The organism is Nonomuraea soli (assembly GCF_013761175.1).
Taxonomy (GTDB): domain Bacteria; phylum Actinomycetota; class Actinomycetes; order Streptosporangiales; family Streptosporangiaceae; genus Nonomuraea; species Nonomuraea soli.
On sequence record NZ_JACDUR010000008.1, the window covers coordinates 269791 to 293852 of the forward strand.

Sequence of the window (24062 nt, forward strand, 5' to 3'; positions counted from 1 at the left end):
CCTCCAGGTGGGGTCGCGGTTCTGCAAGCCCGCTGCAAGGAGGAACCGCATAATCCAGGCATGCCGTCGTATACACCGCGCAGGCCGGAAGACCCCGAACGCCTCGGAGGCTACGAACTCCGCGGCCGGTTAGGCGAGGGCGGCCAGGGTGTCGTCTACGTCGGCGCCGACGAGCGAGGGGAGCTCGTGGCCATCAAGTGGCTGCGCCCCCACCTGTCGGGCGACACCGTCGCCGCCGAGCGGTTCGTCCGCGAGGCGTCGGTGGCCCAGCGCGTCGCGCCCTTCTGCACGGCACGCTGCCTGTCCACCGGCATGCAGGACGGGCGGCCCTACATCGTCAGCGAGTACATCGACGGGCCCACGCTCCACCAGGTCGTCACCCAGCAGGGCCCGCGCAGCGGACCGGCGCTGCACCGCCTGGCGATCGGCACGGTGACCGCGCTGGCCGCCATCCACCAGGCGGGCATCGTGCACCGTGACTTCAGCCCGGCCAACGTGCTGCTCGCCTCCGAAGGGCCCCGGGTGATCGACTTCGGGATCGCGCGAGCGCTGGACATGACGTCCATCACCTCCTCGCCGGTGGGCACACCCTCCTACATGTCGCCCGAGCAGATCATGGCGCATCCCGCCGGGCCGCCCTCCGACATGTTCGCGTGGGCCTCGACGATGGTGTACGCCGCCACCGGGCGCGGGCCGTTCCCGGGGGACTCCGTCCCGGCGATCATCCACCAGGTGCTCAACAACGAGCCCGACCTGTCGGGGCTGAGCGGGACGTTGCGTGAGCTGGTGGGGGCGTGCCTGAGCAAGGACCCGGCGCGGCGGCCGACGGCCGAGCAGGTGATCATGGCGCTGGTGGGGCAGCCGATGCAGCTGTCGGAGGCGGCGTCGGTGGCCAGCGGGCAGGGGCCGCTCCCGGGCGCGCCGATGGTGCCGCAACACCACTCGTGGCCGCCGTCGGGCACGGGGCAGCCGTCGCCGCAGCAGGCGCCCCAGTCGTGGCCGCCGTCGGGCGGCGGCCCGCAGGCGCCGCACACCTGGCCGCCCGCGGGAAGCGGGGCCCAGGCCCCGCACACCTGGCCGCCGGCCGGGGGCGGCCGGCCCGCACCCCAGTCGTGGCCGCCCGCCGGGAGCGGGCCCCAGGCGCAGCAGGCATGGCCGGGCGCGGAGGGCGGCGGGCAACCGGCGCAGCAGGCCTGGCCCTCGCCCTCCGGGGGAGCGCAGCAGCAGTGGCATCAGCCCGGGCACCAGGAGCAGGCGTGGGCCTCGCCCGGTGCCACCGCGGCAGGGAACGCGCCCTGGTCCGTCCCGTCCGTCCCGGAGCGCCGCAGCCGCGGGCCCGTGGTGGCGGGCATCGCGGCGAGCCTGGCCGTGGTGGCCACCGTCGTGGCGGTCGTGGTCGCCGTCCAGAGCAACCGCGGCACCCCCACCCCGAGCCCCAGCCCGATGGCCGCCGGCTCCCAGGCGACGCCGTCGCCCTCCGAGACCACGCAGGCCACCCCCAGCCCGTCCCCGACGCCGCAGCGGATCAGCACCACCGGCCTGGTCACCGTGGACCTGCCCGACACCGGCGTGAAGATCTACGAGCACCCGTCGGACGCCGTGCGCCTGACGACCTACACCGTGCGCGACTCCGTCAGCAAGAACGCGATCTACTACCCGCGCGAGTCGCTCACCGGCGGCTTCACCCGCCGCGGCGACGACTGGGAGGCGCTGCTGTCACCCGACGGCCGCTGGGAGGCCTCGCGCGGCAAGCAGTACACCCAGAACAACCGCGACAGCGTGAAGATCACCGACAAGGCCAGCGGCGAGAGCTTCGTCGTGGAGACGGCCAAGAAACCGCAGAGCGGTTACCTCGAGATCTGGTCGAAGGACAGCGGCAAGCTGCTGGTCAACATCGGCAAGCCGGTCAAGGACGGCTGGCAGTCGACCGGCTTCGCCATCGTCGACATCGAGTCGCGCACCGCCCAGGTCGCCACCCTGCGCGAGAGCTCGCTGCGCGACATCCGCTACGGCTTCGACGGCGAGCAGGACGGCGTCGTCGCCCTGCACCCCGACACCGACACGCAGGCCCTGCGCTTCTTCGACAGGAGCGGGCAGCGGGTGCGCCGGGTGCCGAACGTGGGCTCGTCCGTGGCCGGGTTCCTGTTCTCGCCGTCGGGCAGGCTGTTCCAGACGACCTGCCCGGGGCTGGGCTCCAGCGACCACTGCGTCTACGACGCCGCCACCGGCGGCGAGGTCGAGCGCTTCGCCTCCGCCTGCACCGGCGACTCCTGGTGGTACGACGAGCAGCACCTGGTCTGCTGGGCCGGGCTCAGCGGCGGCGGCTCGGAGATCCGGGTGATCGACTTCACCGGCGAGAAGGTGCGCGTGCTCGCCGAGCTCTCCAAGACCGACGACAACGTCTCGGTCTTCTACACCTTCCGCTAGCTAGCCCAGGCGCCCCCGCGCCTTCAGCCGGGCGTTCGGCAGCGCGGGGGCCGGCAGCCGGTCGCCGTCGAACCCGTCGACGGCGCCGAACAGGCTGCCCTCGGCCCACTCCTTGCGGTAGGCGGCGATCTCCTCGTGGGTGCGGGCCACGAAGTTCCACCACATCACCAGCTGCTCGGCGAACGGCTCGCCACCGATGAGCAGCACTCGTCCGGACCCGGCCAAAGTCAAGGAGGTACGGCCGGGCGCCAGGTAGCGAAGGCTGTCCATCAGGCCGGGCTGACCGGTCGGGCCGGTCTGGCTGTGCGGGCCGGTCTGGCTGTGCGGGCCGGTCTGGCTGTGCGGGCCGGTCAGCCACAGCACGCCGTGCTCGAAGGCCGGGTCCAGCGGCACCTCCAGCTTCCCGTCGACGGCGATCTCCGCGCACACCAGCGGCGTGTAGGCGGTGGCGGGGGAGCGCAGCCCGCCCAGCGCGCCCATCACGACCCGGACCCCGCCCTCGTCGGGCAGCGCGGCGTGGTGCTCGAAGTGCGGCGCCACGTGCCGGTCGGAGCCGGGCAGCGCCACCCACAGCTGCACGCCGTGCAGAAGGGTGCGCGGCGACTCCTCCGAGTGGGAGATGCCGCGTCCGGCGGTCATCAGGTTGAGCTGCCCCGGCAGGACGCGCTGCACGCTGCCGACGCTGTCCTGGTGCAGCACGTCGCCCTCGACCAGCCAGGTGACCGTCTGCAGGCCGGTGTGCGGGTGCGGCGGCACGCGCATGGTGCAGACCTCGGGGCCGTAGCTGTCGAGGAAACACCAGGCGCCGACCATGCGGCGGGCGCGGTTGGGCAGCACGCGGTTGACGTTCATCATGGCGCGCGGGCCGCCGAGGGCCACCCGGTGCCCGGTGAGCACCTCGCCTTCGCCGCCTGCCGTACAAACCAGCTCTTCAGGGTGGTCGTCAACATTGCTCACGTATTCGAGGGTAGTGGTCCGACTCATGGCAGATCCCATAGAGAGCCGCCGTGGGGAGCTCATCGCCTCCGCACAGGCGCGCTGGATCTCCGCCCTCACCGACCTGGGCGGACGCAACACGCTGCTGTACTACAAGGACCGCCGGGCGGGCACGCTCGACCTGGCGGCTGCCGAGCCCGCGATGCTGGAGCGGTTCCTGCGCACCGGCTCCATCCGCCTCTCGCGGCTGTTCACCGACGCCGACGAGCGCGCCGACGCCATCCGCCGGGTGCAGACCATCCACCGCAAGGCGCGTGAGCTGCTGGAGGAGCGCGGCATCAGGGCCGCCTACCTGGCCGTCGGGCTGGCCCGCTGGGACGAGCTGTTCCTGCAGCCCGCCGCGCCGGTGCTGTTGCGGGGGCTCACGATCACCCCGACGCGTGCCCGGCACGACGACTTCGAGCTCGGCCTCGACGACGAGAGCGAGGTCAACCCGGTGCTGCTGCACAAGCTGGCCACCGTGTTCGGCGCCGTCGCCGAGCGCGCCGAGGACCTGCGGGCGGCGGCGACGGCGGCCGAGGTGCCGGGCTTCGCGATCGAGGACCGGCTGGTCATCGGGACGTTCACCTACGCCAAGCTGCCGATGGTGCGCGACATGCAGGCGGCGGGCGACCTGCTCGCCGACAGCGACGTGGTCGCCGCCATCGCGGGCGACGCCGAAGCGCAGGAGCTGCTGTCGGCCGACGGCGGACACGTCGCCGCGCTCGACTCCCCGCAGGACGACTACTCGGTGCTCGACGCCGACTCCTCCCAGCGCAGCGCCATCGCCGCCGTGCTGTCAGGGCGCAGCCTGGTCGTGCACGGGCCGCCGGGCACCGGCAAGAGCCAGACCATCGCCAACCTGGTCGCCGCCCTGGTGGCCAGGGGACGCAAGGTGCTGTTCGTGGCCGAGAAACGCGCCGCCATCGACGCGGTGCTCTCCCGGCTCAAAGGGGTGGAGCTGGGCGACCTCGTCCTCGACATCCACGAGGGCACCCGCGACAGGGCGGGCATCGCGCGCGACCTGGGCCAGACGCTCGACCTGGCGCAGAGCCTGGCGGCGGGGCCCGCCGAGGACCTCGACGACCGGCTGGTCGACCGGCAGCGGCGGTTGTCGGACCACGTCGCGGGCCTGCACGAAAAGCACCCGCCCTGGGGGCTTTCGGCCTTCCAGATCCAGTCGTCGCTGCTGGGCATCCCGGACCAGGCCCGCACGCCCGTGCGGCTCGTCCCGCCCGACCGCATCGACCGGGCGGCGGCCGAGCTGTTACGCGACGAACTGCGCGAGTTCGCCCATCTGGGCGGCTTCTCGCTGCGGCCGCGGGCGACGCCCTGGTACGGCGCGGCGCTCCGCGACCCCGAGCAGGCGCGGCAGGCCTGCGCGCTGGCCTCCCGTCTGCACTCGCACCTGCTGCCGCTGCTGGCCTACCGGGTGGACCGCTCGTGCGCGGAGGCGGGGCTGACGCCGCCCTCCGACCATCCGTCGAGGGTCGAGCGGGTCAGGTTGTTCGCCGGGATCGCCGCCACGCTCGCGCGGTTCTCGCCCCGGGTGTTCGGCAGCGACCCGGACCTGCTCGCCCAGGCCACGGGAGGGGCGGGGACGTTCGGTCAGCGGGCGGCGCGCAAGCAGGCCCGCGCCTTGTGGCTGGGCCAGGACAAACCGGAGCGGGAGCACCTGCACGCGGCGTTGTCGCAGGCCGCCGATCAGCTGCGGGAGTGGAACAGGCTCCGCGCGGACGGCCCCGCGGAGACCGCGTCGCCCGGCGGGGGACACGCCACCGGATCCGCGCCGTCGCCGCCGCCCGACCTGCCCGACCTGCTGCGCCTGGTGGGCGAGTGCGAGGCCCAGCTCACCTCCCTGCGGGCCTACGTGCGCCTGCCCGACGACCCGGCCGACACCCTGGCCGCTCTCACCGCCGACCAGGACACGGCCTGGAAGCTGCCCAGGCTCTACCAGCTCGGCACCCGCTTCGACGCCCTCGGCCTCGGGCAGCTGCTCGACGAGCTGGCCAGGCGCGAGGCCGGGGCCGACCTGGCGGCCGCCGCCTTCGACCACGCCTGGTACGCCGCCATCCTCGACCACATCCGCGTCCGCGACCCCCGCTACGCCGCCCACCGCGGCGAGGCCCTGGACGAGATCTCCGGTGACTTCCGCGAACGCGACGTGCGGCACCTGTCCGCCAACCGCACCCGGGTACGGCACGCGTGGGCGGCACGCCTGCGCGAGGCGGAGGACCGCCATCCCCTCCAGGCCAGGGTCATCCGCAAGCAGGCCGCGCTCAGGCGAGGCCACCTGCCGCTGCGCCGCCTGCTCGACCAGAGCGGCGACGTGCTGTTCGCGCTCAAGCCGTGCTGGGCCATGTCACCGCTGATCGTCAGCCAGGTCCTGCCCGCCACCCGGCTCTTCGACGTGGTCATCTTCGACGAGGCCTCGCAGATCGTGCCCGCCGACGCCGTGCCCGCCATCATGCGCGCCCACCAGATCGTCGTGGCGGGCGACGACAGGCAGCTGCCGCCGACCAACTTCTTCCGCCAGGTCGGCGACGGCCTGTCCGAGGGAGAAGAGGACGAGGACGACCTGGTGTCGTTCGGCGCCGGCTTCGAATCCGTCCTCGACGCGCTGCGGCCCCTGCTGCCCACGTGGCCGCTGACCTGGCACTACCGCAGCCGCGACGAGCGCCTGGTGGCCTTCTCCAACACCCGCATCTACGGCGGCGCCCTGACCACCTTCCCCGGCGTCTTCCGCGGCGACTGCCTGCGCCACGTCGTCGTCGCCCAGACCCCGGGACCCGGCCAGGAGACGTCCGTCACCGCCGAGGTCGACAAGGTCGTCGAGCTCATCCTCGACCACGCGCGGGCCCGTCCCGGCGAGTCGCTCGGCGTCATCGCCCTGGGCATGCGTCACGCCGACCGCATCGACGCCGCCCTGCGCCAGGCGCTCGCCGTCCACCACGAGCTGGAGGACTTCTTCGCCGAGGACGCCGCCGAACCGTTCTTCGTCAAGAACCTCGAACGGGTCCAGGGCGACGAGCGCGACGCGATCATCCTGTCCATCGGGTACGGCAAGCATCCCGACGGGCGCATGCGCTACCAGTGGGGCCCACTGCTGCGCGACGGCGGCGAGCGGCGGCTCAACGTGGCCGCCACCCGCGCCAAGCACCGCCTCACCCTCGTCAGCTCCTTCTCCAGCCACGACGTCGACCGCGACCGCGTCACCAAGGCGGGGGCGCGGCTGCTGGCCGACTACCTCGAATACGCGGGATCCGGCGGCACCCCCGTCGACGCCGGCGGCGCGTCGGCGCTCGACCCGTTCGAGGCCAGCGTGCGCGACCGGCTCGCCCTGTTCGGGATCACCGTCGTGCCGCAGTACGGCGTGGGCGGCTTCCGCGTGGACTTCGCGGCCACCCATCCCCGTGACCCGGGGCGCATGGTGCTGGCCATCGAGGCCGACGGGCCGTCCTACCGGGACTCGCGCAGCACCAGGGACCGGGACCGGCTGCGCAAGGAGCACCTGGAGCGGCTGGGGTGGAGCTTCCACCGGCTGTGGTCGACGAACTGGTTCCACAATCCGCAAAGGGAGATCGCCAAGCTGAGGGCGGCGTACGAGCGGGCGGTGGAGGAGACGCCGATGGCCGCGCCGGGTACGGACCTCGAACGCCGCCCATCACCCCCAGGAGGCCCTTCCGACCCCTGACCTGGTGCGGGTGAGCAGGGCCGCCGCGCTCGACAGGAGGGGCGGCCCCACCACGACGGCGAGTACGAACAGCCACGGGACGGCGATCGTGGCGGGGTCGCCGGCTCCGTGCGTCGTCATGGGCCGGGCCAGCGCCACCCCCATCACGGCTCCAGCACCCAGGCCGACCAGCGCACCGAGCCCGGAGATGTAGAGCGCCTGCCCGGCCACGACCATCCGCAGAGTCCTGCGCGGGGCGCCGATGGCCGTCATCGTCGAGCGCTCAGGGCGCATGTCGGCGGCGGCCAGGCCGGTCGCGGCGAGTGTCCCGCCGACGACCAGGATCAGGGCGCCCGCGAGCCAGCCCCACAGACCGGGATCCGGCAGGTTGCGGTAGCCCTCCTCGGAGGCGACGGTCACGCGCGGGCTCACCTCGGCCAGGTCGCCCGCCAGCGTCGATCCGGCGGGCGGCCGGTGCATGGCGTAGAGCTGACGCTCCACCGTCGAGAATCCCGCCTGCTCGACCAGGCCGCGCGGCAGCACGAACCCTCCCTGGTGCTCCTCGGCGGGCGTGGCCACGACCGCCGGCACCTCCAGGGTGCGCGCGGGTCCCGAGGTGGAGCCGGCCCGCAGCCTCAGCCTGCCGTCGCGTACCGCGGACGGGTCGAACACCACGGCCTTGCCACTGGCCAGGGCCGCGGCGGCCCGCGGGTCGTGGCGTCCTTGCAGGAGCCTCAGCAGGTCCTGGCCGCCGACGGCGGCCGTGCGGCGGGTGCGGATGCCGTTCCACCGCACGGTGTACCGCAGGGCGTAGCGGTGGCGGCCCGTGGTGTCCCGCACCTGGTAGCCGGAGGCCAGGGAGACGCCGGGCAGGCGCCGCACCGCCTGCGCCCTCAGCTTGTCCCACGTCTCGTCGGCCATGGTCCCGCCCCAGATCGCCAGCATGCCGGTCGGGCGGGCCGAGGTGTAGGCACGCTGCCGGTCCAGGTGCTCGCTCTGGGCGCCGATGCCCACGGCGACGACCGTGGCCGTGACGCCCATGACGGCGGCCACGGCGCTCGCCGTACGGGCGCGGTGGCGGACCGCGTCGCGCACGGACAGCCGCAGCGGCAGGCGCAGCCGGGCGGCCGCGCGGCCGGTGAAGCGGACCAGCCACGGGGTCAGCATCACCAGCCCGACCATGATCACAACCGCCGTGGCCCACACCCACGTGGAGCCCTCCTGGCGGCGCGCGACCGCGATCGCTCCCAGCCCGGCCAGCACCAGCACGAGGCCCGCCAGCGGCAGGGCGCGCCGCTCGCTCCGGGCGGCCACGGAGGGTGCGCGGCCCGCCAGCACGCTGACGGTGTCCTGCCGCGCCGCCTGGACGGCGGGCACCAGCGCGGCGGCGAGCCCGGAGAGCAGCCCCAGCGCCGCCACGCCCAGCACCGGCGCCCACGGCACGTCGGGAGGGCCGACCTGCCCGCCCCATCGCGCCACGATCGAGGCGCCCAGGACGCCGGACCCGATGCCGGCCGCCGTCGCCAGGACGGTGGCAGCACCGCCCAGGACCAGGCCGTCGGCCAGCACGATCATCCGCAGGTGGCGGGCGGAGCCGCCCTGAGCCGCGATCTCGGCCAGCTTGCGCCGCCGCCTCCGGAGGCCGACGGCGAAGGCGGGCCCGGCCAGCAGTGCGGTCTCCAGCACGACCATGATCACCATGGTGCCGAGGCCGATCGCGTGCTGGACGTTCGCGGGGGAGTACCGCGACCCTGCCGCCTCCTCGAACATGGGGCGGGAGGTGACGTGCAGGCCGGCCGCGTTCAGAGCGGGCACCTCGCTCCAGGTCACCGGCCGGGTCGTGGCGGCCAGCCAGCCGGGGCCGAACTCGCCGGGCGACCAGAACCGCTTCGGCTGGACGAGCGGAAGGTCGGGGCCCACGACCTGCCGGAGCGAGGGCCGGTGCGGATGCTCGACCACCCCGACCACGGTCAGCGGCGCCGCGCCCACCGGCCGCAGGACGTCGCCGGGCCGCAGGCCGGACGCCGGCGTCACCGCGACCTCGCCGGCGGAGGGGAACCTGCCCTCGGCCAGGGTCCTCACGCCCGCGGTGAGGGGGTCGCGCAGGTCGGTGCTCAGGGCTTCGACGGGGCCGGTGGGCAGGTGGAGCTCGCCGGTGCCGAAGGGTGTCAACCGTGCGCCGGGCGGCAGTAACCGCGCCACCTCGGCGGCGCCGAGCGCGGGTCCGCCGTCGTCGCGCCCGCCCGTGGACCAGCCGCCCCCGCGCGGGTCCTGGTGGAGCTCCGTGCCCGCGGGAACCCGCGTCAGGCGGGCGTCGGCCGCGCCGAGCTCGGCGACCAGGCCCTCCCGGCCCGTGACGGCCATGGTCTCGACGAGGGTGAACATCGCCGTGATGACCAGCACCGGCAGGCCGATCATCACCATGATGAGCGCGCTTCGCCCCCGGGACCGCCACGCGGTACGGCGCGCGATGCGCAGCGCGGCGCGGGCGGCGCTCATCGGGCGCTCTCCGTGAACACGGGCGTGTGATCGGCGATCATTCCGTCGCCCTTTCGCCGTGAACCCCGGCCACGTCGGCCAGCCGTACGAACGTCATCGTTCCTCCATGAGAACGGCCCCGGAGCACGAACCGCTCGCGCCGCGCTCTGCCGCTGGGTGATGCGTCGTGCCTGGCGGCGACGGCCGTGGCCGGCTTGATGACCGGTTCGTCCCGCGGCCGGTCGGAGTGGACGACCGCTCCACTTCCGTCCGGCCGGCCCCTGTGATCGTGCGGACGATCCGGCATGAGTACTCAGTATGCATACGCAGTATGCACAACTCAAGGGGCTATGCCCGTTCCGTGCGGAGGGCGGCGGGGCTCGGCTCGCCGGCGCGGCGGCGCGGTGCTCCTGCGGGCTGATGCCGTACACGCGCTTGAACGCTGCCCCACGTGCGCTCGCCGAGCGACATGCGCTCGCGCAGGTCGACCCCGTTGAGCGTGACGCACACCAGGCACGACCACGGACGAGCACATGACATTGGTCCTCGGCGGCACCGGCAGGATCGGGCGCCGGGTGGCCAGGCGGCTGGTCGAGCGAGGCGTGAACGTGCGGGTCGGCTTCCGCGCGGGCGAGCCGCCGTTCGACTGGGAGGATTCCTCGACCTGGGCCGGCGCCTTCGCCGGGGTCAGGTCGGCCTATCTGATGTACTACCCCGAGGTCGAGTGGCCCGGCGGGGCTCGCGGTCGAGGCCGGGGTGCGCCGCCTGGTGCTGCTGTCGGCCCGGAACCAGGACGAGGCGACGCGGTGCGAGGAGGCGGTGACGAGCCTGCCGGTGGAGTGGACCGTCGTCGCCCCCGCCTCGTTCAACCAGAACTTCGACGAGGGCGTGTTCCTGGAGCCGCTGCGCCAGGGGGTGCTGGCGCTGCCCGCCGGTGACAACGCCGACCCGTTCGTCGACGCCGAGGGCGGCCCGCGCGCGTTCGCCGAGCCACGCTGATCTCGGAGTTCTTCGACGGGCGCAACAGCTCGCTGGCCGACGGCGTCGAGCGGGCGTTGAAGCGTCGGCCTCGCGACTTCGCGGACTGGGTGGCGCAGATCGCCCCCAGCGGCGTGTGGGGCTTTGCGCCGACGTGGTCCGGGTGCCGACGCGGCCCGGGTTGGCCGGGGCCGCGGCGGCCGCCTGGGCTAACCGGGGGGCCGCGGTAGCCGCTCGGGGCGGGACCAGCCGCCCCAGCCGCGCTCGCGCAGCAGCTCCAGCAGCCGCCGCGACCGCGGATCCGCCTCCACGAGCAGCGAGTCGATCAGATCGTGCGCCACGTCGTCGCCCCACTCCTCGCTGGAAGGGGGCGCCCGCTCGGCCAGCGCGGCGAGGATGTCGGCCAGTTCCACCAGGCGCGGATCGTCCACCGTGCCGTCCTCCAGCAAAGCCGACCCCACCTGGTAGAGCCGCACCATGAGCGGGTCGTCGAGCTGGGCGTGCTTGGCCGGCATGATCTCGCCCAGCTGGTCGCGCCAGCGGGCCGCGATCAGGATCCACCCGTCACGCTCGGCCTCGACCATGCGCTCCGAGGCCCCGATCTCCCGCAGCCGGTCGAGGAAGGCGACCACCTCGGGCGGCAGTGCCAGGCTGTCCCCGGCTGCGAGCTGCGCGATCTGCTTGCGGCTGGCCTCCAGCCGTTCGATCTCGTCGCGCAGCCGGTCGTCGATCTTTTGTACGGCCTGCGCGAAGCTCGCCGCGTCGGCCCCGAGCATGTGCCCGATCTGCGACAGCGGCACCCCCGCTTCGGCCAGGCTGCGGATCTTGATGAGGGCGATGACGGCCGTCGCGCCGTACTGCCGGTAGCCCGCGGCGTCCCGCTCGGGCTCGGGCAGGAGCCCGATCTGGTGGTAGTGGCGCACGGCGCGGACGGTGACGCCGGTGTAGGCGGCCAGTTGACCGATCGTCAGCATGCTCCGATCATGCCTCCTACGCCACCTTGCGGCGGTACACCACCGTGGCCAGGACGTAGGCGACGGCGAGGATGCCCGCGCACCAGGCCAGGGCCGTCCACAGCCCTGGCCCGGCCGGCTGCCCGGTGAGCAGGTTGCGGAGGGTGTCGATGACGGAGGTCACCGGCTGGTTCTCCGCGAAGGCGCGCACCGGCCCCGGCATCGTGGCGGTGGGGACGAAGGCCGAGCTGATCACCGGCAGGAAGATGAGCGGGTAGGAGAATGCGCTCGCGCCGTCGACGGTCTTGGCGGTGAGGCCGGGGATGACCGCGATCCAGGTCAGCGCCAGCGTGAACAGGACCAGGAGGCCCGCGGCCCCCAGCCACCCCGTCACCCCGGCGTCCGGGCGGAAGCCGATGAGGAAGGCGACGCCGACGACGAGCACGAGCGAGATCACGTTGGCCGCCACCGAGGTCAGCACATGCGCCCACAGGACCGACGAGCGGGCGATCGGCATGGACTGGAACCGCTCGAAGATGCCGCCCTGCATGTCCGTCATCAGGCGCATGGCCGTGTAGGCGATGCCGGAGGCGATGGTGATGAGCAGGATGCCGGGAAGCATGTAGTTCACGTAGGGGACGGGCCCGGTGTCGACCGCGCCGCCGAAGACGTAGACGAACATCAGCATCATGGCGATCGGCGTGATCGCGGTCGTGATGATCGTGTCGAGGCTGCGCGTGACGTGGCGCAGGGTGCGTCCGGTGAGGACGGCGGTGTCGCTCAGGACGTGCGTGGCCATGATCGATCTCCTCAGTTTCCGACGACGGCGAGGAAGACGTCCTCGAGTGAGGGCTGCTTCTCGACGTACTCGACCTTCGCGGGCGGCAGCAGTCGCCTGAGCTCCTCCAGGGTGCCGTCGACGATGACGCGTCCCTGGTGGAGGATCGCGATCCGGTCGGCGAGCTGTTCGGCCTCCTCCAGGTACTGCGTGGTGAGCAGCACGGTCGTGCCGCCCTGGGCGAGGGTTCGTACGGCCTGCCACACCTCGATGCGCGCCTGCGGGTCGAGCCCGGCGGTCGGCTCGTCGAGGAAGACGACGGGCGGATCGGCGACGAGGCTCATCGCGATGTCGAGGCGGCGGCGCATACCGCCGGAGTACGTCGCCGCCCTGCGGGATGCCGCCTCGGTCAGGGAGAAGCGCCGCAGCAGGTCGTCGGCCACGGCGCCCGGGTTCTTGAGATGCCACAACCTGGCCACCAGGACGAGGTTCTCGCGCCCGCTCAGGATGCCGTCGACGGCCGCGAACTGGCCGGTCAGGCTGATGGAGCCACGCACGCCGGCGGCCTGGGCCGCGACGTCGAAGCCGTTGACTTTGGCGGTGCCCGCGTCGGCCTTGAGGAGCGTCGACAGGATCCTCACCAGGGTGGTCTTGCCCGCGCCGTTCGAGCCGAGCAGGGCGAAGATGCTGCCGCGCGCCACCTCGAGGTCGACGCCGCGCAGCACGTGCAGCTCCTTGAACGACTTCTCCAGGCCGCGCACGTGGATCGCCGTGGGTGTTGGGGGATTGCTCATGGCGCCAGCATGAGGGGTTGACGCTGCGTCAGGGTCAAGCCCCGGTGTCGCCCGGCATACTGGACTAGCCCGGTACTGGACTAGTCCAGTATGGTGCCTTCATGACCGCGACCGCCTACCTTGACGCAGCCGCCCGGATCATCGACCGGACGATCTCCACCCAGCTGGAGGCCATCGAGGCGGCCGGCGCCCTGATCGCCGGCGCGCTGGCGGGCGGGCACCGGCTGTGGGCCTTCGGGACCGGCCACTCCCATCTGCTGGCCGAGGAGCTGTACGCCAGGGCGGGCGGGCTGGCCGACGTGCACGCCGTGCTCGAACCCGCCCTCATGCTGCACGAGGGCCCGGAGAAGAGCTCCGCTCTGGAGCGGCTGCCCGGCCTGGCGCGCGTCCTCATCGAGACGCGCGACATGCGCGAGGGCGACGTCGTCGTCATCGCCTCGAACTCCGGGCGCAACGCCGTACCCGTCGAGTTCGCCGAGGAGTGGCGGGCGCGCGGCGGCACGGTCGTCGCCATCACCTCGATGGCCCACACGGCCTCGGTGCCGTCGAGGGCGCCGTCGGGGCGGCGCCTGTGCGAGGTCGCCGACGTGGTCATCGACAACGGGGGCGTTCCGGGCGACGCGCTCGTGCCGATCGGCGGACGGAGCGCGGGCGCCACCTCCACGGCCATCGGCGCGCTGATCGTCCAGGCGATCGTGTGCCACGTCGCCGCGCTGCTGGACGCGCGCGGGCTCGACCCCGGGCTCCTGCGCAGCTTCAACCTCGACCCGCGGGAGGATGAGCCGGCTGCTCAGCGCCAGACGTCGGCCGTGACGTCGTAGCGGTCGCCCCGGTACAACGACCGGCTCGACTCCATGATCACCCCGGCGGCGTCCCTGGTCGGCCCCTCGATCTGGAAGCACGGCTGCGCGCCGCGCACCCCGAGCAGCCCGGCCTCCTCGGGGGAGGGCAGCACCGCCGAGATCCGCACCTGCGTGCTGCTCGGCCGCATCCCCCAGCGTGCGCCCAGTTCCTCGTAGAGGGAGCGGTCGGTCCAGTCGAGGGCGTCGATGCCCGGGTAGCGCTCCATCGGCAACGTCGTGCGCTCCACCGCCATCGGCAGATCGTCGGCGGTGCGCAGCCGCACCAGCCGCAGCACCGGCGAGCCCGCCGCGACCCCCAACCTCGCGGCGAGCAGCGGCGAGGCGCTCTCCGTCGAGCACTCCAGCACCCGCGCTCCCGGCCGCATGCCGCGTGCCCGCATGTCCTCGCTGAAGGAGGTCAGCAGGTCGGCCTCGACCTGCCGCGGCTCGGCCACGAACGTGCCCAGGCCGCGTCTCTGGACGACCAGCCCGTCGGCGACCAGGCGGTGGATCTCCTGCCGCACGGTCATGCGCGCCACGCCGTACCGCTCGGCCAGCACCCGCTCGGAGGGCAGCAGCGTGCCGGGGCCCAGGGCGGCGACGAGCGCTTCGAGGATCTCGCGGAGCTGGTCGCCCTTGGGCCGGTCGCCGATGAGCTCGTCGGGGACGGTGGCCGACGCGTCGACCTCGTGCTTGAACCGCGGCATGGGCCCAAAATACCGGGCTAGCCCGCCTCCTCCGAGGAGGTGGCGGCTCCGGTCAGGAACAGGGTGACGATCGCCGACGCGGCGTCCTCGACGCCGAGCGACACCAGCGGCTCGTAGGTGAGCGATCCGGCGATGAGGGTGCCGAGCAGGGCGCCGAGCTGGTCGGCGGGCAGGTCGGTGCGCAGTGAGCCCGCCTCCTGCGCCCGGGCGACGAACTCCTGGATCCACTGCCCCACCTGCTCCTCCTCCGGCCACAGCGAGGCGTGGCGCGGGCTGAGGGCCCAGTAGGCGCGGCCGGTGGTGAGCAGGGCTCGTACGGCGCGGGCGAGGGTCTCGGGCAGCGGCAGGTGCGGGGAATCGGCGCCCGCCTCGTCCAGCACCCGCAGCGACTCGGAGGCGGAGAAGCGCGCCAGCTCGGACAGCAGTTCTTCGCGGGTGGCGAAGTAGCGGTAGAGCGTGGCCCGGCCGATCCCGGCGGCCGTGGCGATCTCGGCCATGCCGGCCGCGGGATCCAGGCGCAGGGTGGCGGCGGCTCCGCGCAAGATCGCTTCCCGGGTGAGCTCGGAATATCTCTGCGCCATGAGACGTATAGTACTCATAGTGAGACAGAGATGTCTCGCTTCACCGGAGGAACGCCATGGAGCACATCTACGACGTCGTGGTGGTGGGATCGGGAGCCGCCGGGCTCACCGCCGCGCTGACGGCCCGGCTGCGCGGGCTGACCGCGCTCGTGATCGAGAAGACCGGCAGGTACGGCGGGTCCACCGCGATCTCCGGCGGCGCCCTGTGGGTGCCGGGCAACCACTACCTGGACCACCAGGGGCTCGGCGAGTCGCGCACCAAGGCCGAGCAGTACCTGGAGGCGACCGTCGGCGACCGGGTGCCGTCCGAGCTGAAGGCCGCCTACCTCGACCGCGGGCCGGAGATGCTCCGCTTCCTGCGCGACAAGACCCGCCACGTGCGCTTCCAGTACGCCAAGGGCTACTCCGACTACTACCCCGAGCGCCCGGGAGGCTTCGGCGCCGGGCGCTCCATCGAGCCGCCCGTCTTCGACCTGCGCAAGCTCGGCCCGCTGCTCGGGCAGATGCGCCGCTCGGAGCTGCCCACCTACGGCATGGTCATGACCTCGACCGAGTTCAACAAGGTCAACATGATGATGCGCACCTGGGCCGGCAAGGGCACCGCCGTCAAGATCGGCCTCAGGGCGGTGAAGTCGCTCCTGACCGGGGCCAGGCCCGCCTCCCTGGGCGAGTCGCTGGTCGCCCGCCTGCGCCTGTCGCTGGCCGAGGCGGGCGGCGACGTGTGGGTGTCGACGCCGCTCAAGGACCTGCTCGTCGAGGAGGGCAGGATCGCCGGGGTCGTCGCCGAGCGCGAGGGCAGGCCGGTCACGATCCGCGCCCGCCGCGGCGTGGTCCTGGCCTCGGGAGGGTTCTCGCGCAGCCAGGAGATGCGCGAACGGTTCCTGCCCGCCCCCACCGACGCCTCCTGGACCTCGGCCGCGGAAGGCCAGAGCGGCGACGTCATCGACGTGGCTCTCGCTCAGGGCGCCGCCCTCGACCTGATGGACCGCGTGTGGGGCATGCCCTCGGCGGTGCCGCCCGGCGAACGGCCGGTCTTCCTGGTCACCGACCGGGCCGTGCCCGGCCTGATGATCGTCAACGGCCAGGGCGAGCGTTACCTCAACGAGGCCCTGCCGTACGCCGAGTTCGTCGACCGCATGTACGCCGCGGGCGCCGTGCCCTCCTGGATGATCATCGACAGCCGGACCAAGAGCCGCTACCTGGTGCTCAACCACTTCCCCGGCCAGCCGTTCAAGAAGGCCTGGCTGAAGAGCGGCTTCGTGAAGAAGGGCGGCAGCGCCGAGGACCTGGCCGACCAGATCGGCCTGCCGGCCGCAGCCCTGCGCAAGACCTTCGACCGCTACAACAGCCTCGCGCTGCGCGGCAGGGACACCGACTTCGGCCGGGGCGACAGCGCCTACGACAACTACTACGGCGACCCCACCCTGCCCAACCCGAACCTCGCGCCGCTGGACAAGCCGCCGTTCTACGCCATCCCGCTCGTGCCGGGCGACATCGGTACCAAGGGCGGGCTGGTCATCGACGCCCGCGCCCGGGTGCTGCGCGAGGACGGCTCGTCCATCGACGGGCTCTACGCCGCGGGCAACGCCTCCGCCTCGGTGATGGGGGAGACCTACCCCGGCGCAGGAGCCACCATCGGACCCGCCATGACCTTCGGCTACATCGCCGCCATGGACCTGTAGGAGATCATCGTGAAGCGTTTCGCTGACAAGTCCGTCCTGCTCACCGGCGCCGCCACCGGCATCGGACGGGCCACCGCCGTGCGGCTGGCGTCCGAGGGGGCGAGCGTGTTCGCCGTCGACGTCAACGCCGAAGGCCTGGCCGAGACCGTCAAGGAGGTCGAGGCCGGAGGCGGCACGATCATGACGCGGGTCGTCGACGTCACCGACGAGGCCGCCGTCTCTGCGGCCGTGCAGGCCGCCGTCACCGCCTTCGGCGGGCTCGACGTGCTGGTCAATGTGGCCGGCATCCACCGGGTCACGCCGCTGCCGTCGCTCACCGTCGCCGACTTCCGCAAGCTGCTCGACGTGAACATGATCGGCACGTTCCTGTTCGTGCGCGAGGCCATGGCGCACCTCGTGGAACGCAGGGGCGTCGTGATCAACACCGCGTCGACGTCGGCCACCCACGCCCACCCGTGGATGACGGCCTACGCGGCCAGCAAGGGCGCGGTGTTGTCGTTCACCCTCAGCCTCGCCGCGGAGTACGGCGCGCAGGGCGTGCGGGCGGTGGCGGTCTCGCCCGGCGGGGTGGCGACCCCGCTGACCCAGGCCGTGTCCTTCCCCGACGGCACCGACCAGGCCTGGTACGGCCGGATCATGCCGCAGGTCGGCCAGGAGTTCGGGCCCTACAGGTTCGGCCGGCCCGAGGACGTGGCGGGGACCATCGCCTACGCCGCCTCCTCGGACGCCGCCTACCTCACGGGTGTGGAGCTGCGCGTGGACGGCGGCTCACACAACTAGATGGAGTGCGGGGCCGCCCGGCCCCGCACTCTCACGTTCAGCCGAGGGTCTCCCACCAGCCGTCGACCTCGGGCGCAGAGCCGGCCTCGACCAGCTCGCCCGGCCGCGGCACCACGATCGACACCTCCCGCGCCTTCGCCTCGCTCCACAACCTCCTGACCGGCTCCGCCCACGGGTGCAGGGCGAGCGTGAAGGTCGCCCAGTGCACCGGCAGCATCAGCTTGCCGCCCAGGTCGAGGTGGGCGTTGACCGCCTCCTCCGGGTTCATGTGGATGTCGGGCCAGGCCGGGGAGTAGGCGCCGATCGGCATCAGCGTCAGGTCGAACGGGCCGTGCGCGGACCCGATGCCCTTGTAACCCTCGAAGTAGCCCGAGTCACCCGCGTAGAAGACCTTGTGCGCGCGCCCGGCGACGACCCACGAACCCCAGAGCGTGTCGTTGCGGGTGAGGGAACGCCCCGAGAAGTGGCGCGCGGCGGTCGCGACGAAGCGCAGCCCCGCCACCTGGGCCTCCTCGTCCCAGTCGAGCTCGATGATCCGGTAGGCGGGCACGCCCCAGCGCTCCAGGTGGGCGCCGATGCCCAGCGGCACCAGGAACGGCGCCTTCTGGGTGCGGGTCAGCGACTGGACGGTCACCATGTCGAGGTGGTCGTAGTGGTCGTGGGAGATCACGATCGCGTCGACCTGAGGCAGCCGCGCCAGCTCCACCGGCAGCGGATGATGCCGCTTGGGGCCGAACAACTGCGACGGGGAGACCCTGCGGCTCCACACCGGGTCGAACAGCACCCGCTTGCCCTCGATCTCCACCAGTGACGACGCGTGGCCGTACCAGACGACCGAGAGGCCGTCGGGGTCCGGCTCGCGCACCGGCGGCACCAGCAGCGGGATCATGCCCTTGGGCCTGCGCGCCTCGCGGTCCCTGGCCAGCTCGCGCAGCAGGCCGGGGGAAGGGGCGCCGACCTGGGTCGGCTCGGGCATCGGGTTGTAGAAGACGCCGTCCTTGAACTGCGGCGAGGCCTTGATCCGCGCCTCGCGCTCCGGCCCCGACCCCAGGGGCCGCACCCCCAGCTCGGCCGGTACCTTCCGCGCCGCCCACGCGGCTCCCGCCAGCGCCGCACCCGCCACGATCAGTGATTTCCGCATTCCGCCCCCTGCACCATCAGTTCACTCTCTGAGTCAACTGCCCGGATACTCCGGCATGTTCCCGGATCGGGCCCACTGACTGGGCGGCGACCCGGACCATTTGGTGAAGGCATGGGTGAAGGCTGCGGTTTCGCTGTACCCCAGCCGCCTGGCGGTGGCCTCGACCGTCATGCCGCAACCCAGGTACTGCTCGGCCAGGCCGCGCCGAACCTCGGTCACCAGGGCGCGGTAGCTGGTGCCCTCCTCCTCCAGGCGGCGGCGCAGCGACCGGGCCGAGGTGTGCAGCGCGGCGGCGGCCCGCACGATCGTCGGCATGTCCGCCGGATCCTTCAGCAGCAGCTCGCGCACGTCGGCCCGGCCGCCGGGACGGCGGTGGCGGCGGGCGCTGAGCTCCATGCAGCGCTGCGCCGCGATGGCGTGCATGGCCGCGTCGGCCTGCGGCAGCGGCAGGTCGGCCAGGTGCTCGTGGTAGACGATGCGGTTGGCCTCGGCCTCCCACGACACCGGCACGCCCAGGACCTCCGAGACGTGCTCGGCGTACGGCCCGCGCGGCAGCGCCAGCTCGATGCGCTCGACCGGCGAGGAGCTGACCAGCAGTTCCCATCCGAAGGCCGCCGTCGCCACCATGTCACGCCACAACACCAGCTCCCGCACGTCCTCCGGCAGGAGAGAGGCGTCGAACACGAGCGCGGCCCTGCCCGGCTCGACGGAGACCGCGCAGAAGCCGAAGGTGAGCCCGAGATGGTCGGGGCCGAACGTGATGGCCCGGCGCAACGTCGGGCTGGTCGCGATCGCCCAGCCCCACACGCCGTGCGTGCCCAGGTGGTAGCGCAGCCCGGCGGCCAGGCCCAGCTGGGTCTCCCCGGGTACGGCGGCCGCCAGCGCGCGCAGCGCCTGCAGCTCCTGCTCCCCGGTGATCTCCGCGCCCGGCCTGCGCGCGCTCTGCTCGTCGAGCCCCGCGGTCGCCAGCAGCCGCTCGCGCGGCACGCCGTACTCCTCGCCGAGCCGCGCCATGATGAGCAGGCTCGTGGTCGCGCGGCGGTCGTCGGGCATGCGGGGCGCCTCCTGGGTGGATGCCGGCCCTTGAGTGGATGTCGGCCTTGGGTGGATATTGGCCGAAAGTATCAAATCCCTGGCCGTGTAACGCCTGGGTTACCCACCGGTCACACTCCTACTGTCTGGCCATGAGCCTGACTGACGCGCAGCGCGAGGTGCTGCGAGCTCTGGTCGACACGGTCGTGCCGGCGCTGGAGCACCCCGACGACCCCTCAGGGTTCTGGGCCACCCCGGGCAGCGCGCTGCCCGTCGCCCCGGCCATCGAGGAGATCCTGGCCCAGGCCGAGCCCGAGCAGCAGGCCGGAGTGGCCCAGCTGCTCGACGCGCTGCGCATGGTGGGCTTCGTGCACGGCTCGCCCGCCGTACGGGAGTCGCTGCTGGCCACGGTCGCGCGCCTGTCGCCCGAGGCGGCGCAGGGCGTGGCGACGCTGCGCTCGGGCGCGGCGCTGTACGCCTACTCGATGACGGGCGACGACGGGCGCAATCCCTTCTGGGCGGGCGCCGGCTTCCCCGGACCCCAGGCCGCGCCGTCCGGTCCCGTCCACGAGGTGCTGCCGATCACCGAGCCGGACGGAGACCTCGAGGCCGACGTGGTGGTCGTCGGCTCGGGCGCGGGCGGCGGCGTCGTCGCGGGCGTGCTGGCCCGTGCGGGCCGCCGCGTGGTGGTGCTGGAGGCGGGGGAGTACTTCCACGAGGGGCACTTCGCCCAGCAGGAACGCTGGGCGAGCGAGAACATGTTCTACCGGGGCGGCGTCGCCGGGACCTTCGACGGCAACGCCGCGCTCCTGGCCGGGCGCACCCTCGGCGGCGGCACCACGATCAACTGGCAGAACTGGATCAGGCCGCGCGACCACGTCGTCGCCGAATGGGGTCTCGACCCGGCCGAATGGGACAGGCAGGTCACCGAGGTCAGCGCCCGCGTGCTGGCCAACGCCGGCTGCTCCGACCTCAACGGGCCGCACCAGCGCATGACGGCGGGAGCCGCCGCGCTCGGCTACTCCTTCCACGGCACCACGCGCAACGTCGACCCCGGCCGCTACGACCCGAAGATCGCCGGGTACACGCAGTTCGGCGACCAGGGCGGCTCCAAGCAGTCGACCGTCGTCACGTTCCTGCGCGACGCGGCCGACGCGGGAGCGCGGATCGTCACCGGCGCCACCGTACGGCGTGTCCTGGTCAGCCAGGGACGCGCCGCAGGCGTCGAGGCCGACGTGCGCGGCGCGACCGTCACCGTGCGCGCCCCCGTCGTCGTGCTGGCGGCCGGAGCGCTGGAGACGCCCGCCGTGCTGCTGCGCAGCGGCATCGGCGGACCCGCCGTCGGGCGCCACCTGCGGCTGCACCCGTCCTCACCCATGTTCGGCGTCTACGCCGACGAGCTCGACCCCTGGTGGGGGCCGCCGCAGGCCGCCGTCGTCGACCAGTTCGCCGACCTCGGCGACGGGCACGGCTACCTGGTCGAGGGCTCGCAGTACTACCCGGGCATCTTCGCCCACCAGTTCACCGCGCAGTGCCGTACCGGGCGCGAGCACAAGCGGGCCATGGCCGCCCTGAACAGGACCGCCGACTTCCTGTTCATCCTGCGCGAGCACGGCGGCGGACACGTCGACCTCGACGCGGCCGGCGAGGCCCGCCACCACTACCTGCTGTCCGACCCGCGCGACGTGGCGAACTTCCACCACGCGCTGGGCACCCTGGCCCGCCTGCACGAGGCCGCGGGAGCCGTCGAGATCAGGAGCGCCGCCCCGCAACTGCGGCCCTGGCGGCGTGGCCAGAACCTGGAGGCCTGGATCGAGGCCCACCGCGCCGTCCCGATTGACGCGAACGGCATCAAGATCGGCTCGGCCCACCAGATGGGCACCGCCCGCATGGGCGCCGACCCCGCCACCTCCGCGGCCGACCAGGACGGCCAGCTGCACGACACCCCCGGCGTGTGGATCGGCGACACCAGCGCCTTCCCCAGCGCCTCCGGCAGCAACCCGATGCTGTCCTGCATGGCCCTGGCCCACCGCACCGCTGAGAGGATCCTCGCGTGAGAACACCCGTCAAGAGCTGGGACTCCCACTGGATCGACGGCCGCTGGGTGCAAGGCTCCGGAGCCATCGAGGTCACCGACTCCCACACCGAGGAAGTCATCGCGACCGTCCCCGAGGGCACGGCGGCCGAGGTGGACCTGGCCGTCGACGCCGCCCGCCGGGCCTTCCCCGCCTGGAGCGCCACCCCCACCAAGGAACGCGCCGCGATCCTCCAGGCCGTCGCCGACGGCATGCACGAGCGGCAGACCGAACTGGCCACGCTCATCAGCCGCGAGGTGGGCACCCCGTTCATGCTCGCCAACCTCGTGCAGACCGGGCTGCCCAACGTCTCCTTCTCCTCCATGGCCGAGCTCCTCGACGGCTGGGAGCCCGACAGCAGGCAGGGCAACTCGATCATCACCCGCGAGCCCGTCGGCGTCGTCGCCGCGATCACCCCGTGGAACTACCCGCTCCACCAGATCGCCGCCAAGATCGCCCCCGCGCTGGCCGCCGGATGCACCGTCGTGCTCAAGCCGAGCGAGGTCGCCCCGCTCAACGCCTTCGTCCTCATGGAGATCCTCGACGCCGCCGCAGTGCCCGCGGGCGTCGTCAACCTCGTCTGCGGCACCGGACCCGTCGTCGGCGAAGCCCTCGCCGCCCACCCCGGCGTCGACATGATCACCTTCACCGGCTCCACCGCCGCCGGACGCCGCGTCGCCGCCGTGGCGGCGCGGACCGTCAAGAAGGTCGCGCTGGAACTGGGCGGCAAATCGCCCCTGGTGGTGCTGCCCGACGCCGACATGGGCAACGCCGTCCTGCGCTCGCTCACCGGCTGCTTCATCAACTCCGGCCAGACCTGCTCGGCGCTGACCCGTCTGGTCGTGCCCGCCTCCCGCGCCGCCGAGGTCGAGGAACTCGCCGGCGGATTCGCCGCCTTCGCCACCGTCGGCGACCCGTTCGACCCCGCCCACCAGCTCGGCCCGCTCGTCTCCGCCCTCCAGCGCGACCGCGTGCGCGCCCACATCAGCCGCGCACTCGACGAGGGCGCCAGGCTCCTCGCCGGAGGCGTCGAACCTCCCCACGAGAGCGGCTTCTACGTCCAGCCGACCGTCCTCGGCGGCGTCACGCGCGACATGGCCGTCGCGCAGGAGGAGGTCTTCGGACCCGTCCTCGTCGTGCAGTCCTACGACGACAGCGGCACCGAGCAGGAGCAGGACGACGCCGCCGTCGCCGTCGCCAACGACACGGTGTACGGCCTGGCGGCAGGAGTCTTCGGCGGCGACCCCGAGCGTGCCCTGCGCGTCGCCCGCCGCATCAGGGCAGGACAGGTCGAGGTCAACGGCGGCGCGTTCAACCCGGTCGCCCCCTTCGGCGGCTACCGCCAGTCGGGCGTCGGCCGCGAACTGGGCAGCTTCGGATTCGAGGAGTACCTGGAGGTCAAGGCGATCCAGCTCTAGGCCGCGCTCCTCGGGTAGGGCCACGGGTTGGGCCGGCAGCCGCCGAGCGACTTGCTCTGCTGCGCCATCACCGGCGCCTTCGCGCCCCTGCGAGGGCACGAACGGTGACCGTGGCCCAGGCCGTGGCCCACCTCGTGGCTGATCACGTACTGCCGGTAGGCGCCCAGGTCCGCATACTGCGGCACCCCCTTGGCCCACCGGACCGCGTTGATCACCGAACGGGAGCCGTTCCAGCACGACAGGTCGCCGCCGGTGTTCAACGGCAGGCACTGGCGGTTGGTCGTGGCCGGGCTCGACAACGCCACGCTCAGCCGGACGGGGCCGCTGTCGACGCGGCGGAAGCGGCCCCAGCCGCGCGGATCGTTCAGCGTCCTGTGCACCTGGGCGGCGAACTCCTGGCCGCGGTACGGCAGGCCGCGCTCGACCTCCACCCGGTAGCGGATCACCGGCCCGCGCCCCGCCCGCGGCGCGTCCTCGCCGCGCACGGTGACGTACCGCCCCGAGGCCTCGTACGGCACGCGCACCCTGGCGGGCTTGCGCGGCGTGTCGGCGGCGGGCCTGTCCACCCGAGGCACCACGGGCTCATCGCCGACCTGACGGGGCACTTGGGTGGTCGCCTGCTTGGGGGCCTGCTTGGTCGCCTGCTTGGGAGCTGCCGTTGGAACCCCACATCCCGCGACCAGGACAATCGCCACCAAAACCCCCGGTGCGCGCATGACGCTTCCCCTCATGATCGTGCCGGGGGAGC

General features: G+C 73.1%; 19 protein-coding genes. 8 read left to right on the forward strand and 11 right to left on the reverse strand.

Going from position 1 to position 24062, the window contains the following annotated elements; all coding sequences use genetic code 11:
- Nucleotides 1-60: 60 nt before the first annotated feature.
- Nucleotides 61-2427, forward strand: coding sequence for a serine/threonine-protein kinase (locus HNR30_RS37430; protein ID WP_181614868.1), 2367 nt, complete (start codon nucleotides 61-63; stop codon nucleotides 2425-2427).
- On the opposite strand, the gene HNR30_RS37435 is transcribed toward HNR30_RS37430, so the two are convergent.
- Complete coding sequence (locus HNR30_RS37435) at nucleotides 2428-3384, reverse strand: pirin family protein (protein WP_181614869.1); 957 nt, start codon at nucleotides 3382-3384, stop codon at nucleotides 2428-2430.
- Nucleotides 3385-3409: 25 nt separating this feature from the next.
- Here HNR30_RS37435 and HNR30_RS37440 point away from each other — a divergent pair, with 25 nt between their 5' ends.
- Nucleotides 3410-7096 (forward strand): PDDEXK-like endonuclease domain-containing protein, encoded by a 3687-nt coding sequence (locus HNR30_RS37440; protein WP_181614870.1) that lies wholly within the window; start codon nucleotides 3410-3412, stop codon nucleotides 7094-7096.
- Here the strand turns inward: HNR30_RS37440 and HNR30_RS37445 are convergent.
- Together HNR30_RS37445 and HNR30_RS37450 are read right to left on the reverse strand one after the other, a co-directional pair.
- The gene (locus HNR30_RS37445; RefSeq protein ID WP_181614871.1) at nucleotides 7067-9574 is read right to left on the reverse strand and encodes an ABC transporter permease; all 2508 of its coding nucleotides are present in this window, start codon (nucleotides 9572-9574) and stop codon (nucleotides 7067-7069) included. The two genes, HNR30_RS37440 and HNR30_RS37445, sit on opposite strands and share 30 nt — an antisense overlap.
- 327 nt (nucleotides 9575-9901) lie before the next feature.
- Nucleotides 9902-10093: a hypothetical protein gene (locus HNR30_RS37450; protein WP_181614872.1), complete on the reverse strand. Its 192-nt coding sequence runs from the start codon at nucleotides 10091-10093 to the stop codon at nucleotides 9902-9904.
- A gap of 216 nt (nucleotides 10094-10309) precedes the next feature.
- Between HNR30_RS37450 and HNR30_RS47035 the strand changes: the two genes are divergently transcribed.
- Complete coding sequence (locus HNR30_RS47035; protein ID WP_220134441.1) at nucleotides 10310-10552, forward strand: SDR family oxidoreductase; 243 nt, start codon at nucleotides 10310-10312, stop codon at nucleotides 10550-10552.
- A 188-nt stretch (nucleotides 10553-10740) separates the two neighbouring features.
- Here HNR30_RS47035 and HNR30_RS37460 read toward each other — a convergent pair whose 3' ends face one another.
- From HNR30_RS37460 to HNR30_RS37470, 3 genes are read right to left on the reverse strand one after another with little or no spacing between them, the layout of a single operon-like run.
- Nucleotides 10741-11505, reverse strand: a complete 765-nt coding sequence (locus HNR30_RS37460; protein ID WP_181614873.1) for a MerR family transcriptional regulator — start codon at nucleotides 11503-11505, stop codon at nucleotides 10741-10743.
- Between the two features lie 16 nt (nucleotides 11506-11521).
- Entirely contained in the window at nucleotides 11522-12283 is a 762-nt protein-coding gene (locus HNR30_RS37465) for an ABC transporter permease (protein ID WP_181614874.1), read from the reverse strand.
- 11 nt (nucleotides 12284-12294) lie between these two features.
- On the reverse strand, nucleotides 12295-13056 hold the full coding sequence (locus HNR30_RS37470) for an ABC transporter ATP-binding protein (protein ID WP_181614875.1): 762 nt from the start codon (nucleotides 13054-13056) through the stop codon (nucleotides 12295-12297).
- A 101-nt stretch (nucleotides 13057-13157) separates the two neighbouring features.
- Here HNR30_RS37470 and HNR30_RS37475 point away from each other — a divergent pair, with 101 nt between their 5' ends.
- Nucleotides 13158-13877, forward strand: a complete 720-nt coding sequence (locus HNR30_RS37475) for an SIS domain-containing protein (RefSeq protein ID WP_181614876.1) — start codon at nucleotides 13158-13160, stop codon at nucleotides 13875-13877.
- Here HNR30_RS37475 and HNR30_RS37480 read toward each other — a convergent pair.
- Complete coding sequence (locus tag HNR30_RS37480; RefSeq protein WP_181614877.1) at nucleotides 13847-14605, reverse strand: GntR family transcriptional regulator; 759 nt, start codon at nucleotides 14603-14605, stop codon at nucleotides 13847-13849. The genes HNR30_RS37475 and HNR30_RS37480 overlap by 31 nt on opposite strands.
- 17 nt (nucleotides 14606-14622) lie before the next feature.
- Nucleotides 14623-15186, reverse strand: coding sequence for a TetR/AcrR family transcriptional regulator (locus tag HNR30_RS37485; RefSeq protein ID WP_181614878.1), 564 nt, complete (start codon nucleotides 15184-15186; stop codon nucleotides 14623-14625).
- Between the two features lie 56 nt (nucleotides 15187-15242).
- Between HNR30_RS37485 and HNR30_RS37490 the strand changes: the two genes are divergently transcribed.
- Entirely contained in the window at nucleotides 15243-16868 is a 1626-nt protein-coding gene (locus tag HNR30_RS37490; protein ID WP_181614879.1) for an FAD-dependent oxidoreductase, read from the forward strand.
- 9 nt (nucleotides 16869-16877) lie between these two features.
- Nucleotides 16878-17648 (forward strand): SDR family NAD(P)-dependent oxidoreductase, encoded by a 771-nt coding sequence (locus HNR30_RS37495; RefSeq protein WP_181614880.1) that lies wholly within the window; start codon nucleotides 16878-16880, stop codon nucleotides 17646-17648.
- Nucleotides 17649-17685: 37 nt separating this feature from the next.
- Here HNR30_RS37495 and HNR30_RS37500 read toward each other — a convergent pair whose 3' ends face one another.
- Together HNR30_RS37500 and HNR30_RS37505 are read right to left on the reverse strand one after the other, a co-directional pair.
- Nucleotides 17686-18789 carry an MBL fold metallo-hydrolase gene (locus tag HNR30_RS37500; RefSeq protein WP_181614881.1) on the reverse strand — a complete coding sequence of 368 codons (1104 nt, stop codon included), beginning with the start codon at nucleotides 18787-18789 and terminating at the stop codon, nucleotides 17686-17688.
- Nucleotides 18790-18822: 33 nt separating this feature from the next.
- Entirely contained in the window at nucleotides 18823-19842 is a 1020-nt protein-coding gene (locus HNR30_RS37505) for an AraC family transcriptional regulator (RefSeq protein ID WP_181614882.1), read from the reverse strand.
- 131 nt (nucleotides 19843-19973) lie between these two features.
- Here HNR30_RS37505 and HNR30_RS37510 point away from each other — a divergent pair, with 131 nt between their 5' ends.
- On the forward strand, nucleotides 19974-21878 hold the full coding sequence (locus HNR30_RS37510; RefSeq protein ID WP_220134442.1) for a GMC family oxidoreductase N-terminal domain-containing protein: 1905 nt from the start codon (nucleotides 19974-19976) through the stop codon (nucleotides 21876-21878).
- Nucleotides 21875-23314 carry an aldehyde dehydrogenase family protein gene (locus HNR30_RS37515; RefSeq protein WP_181614883.1) on the forward strand — a complete coding sequence of 480 codons (1440 nt, stop codon included), beginning with the start codon at nucleotides 21875-21877 and terminating at the stop codon, nucleotides 23312-23314. Before HNR30_RS37510 ends, HNR30_RS37515 begins: the two co-directional genes overlap by 4 nt.
- Here HNR30_RS37515 and HNR30_RS37520 read toward each other — a convergent pair.
- The gene (locus HNR30_RS37520) at nucleotides 23311-23880 is read right to left on the reverse strand and encodes a DUF3152 domain-containing protein (RefSeq protein WP_312894927.1); all 570 of its coding nucleotides are present in this window, start codon (nucleotides 23878-23880) and stop codon (nucleotides 23311-23313) included. The two genes, HNR30_RS37515 and HNR30_RS37520, sit on opposite strands and share 4 nt — an antisense overlap.
- Nucleotides 23881-24062: the final 182 nt, after the last annotated feature.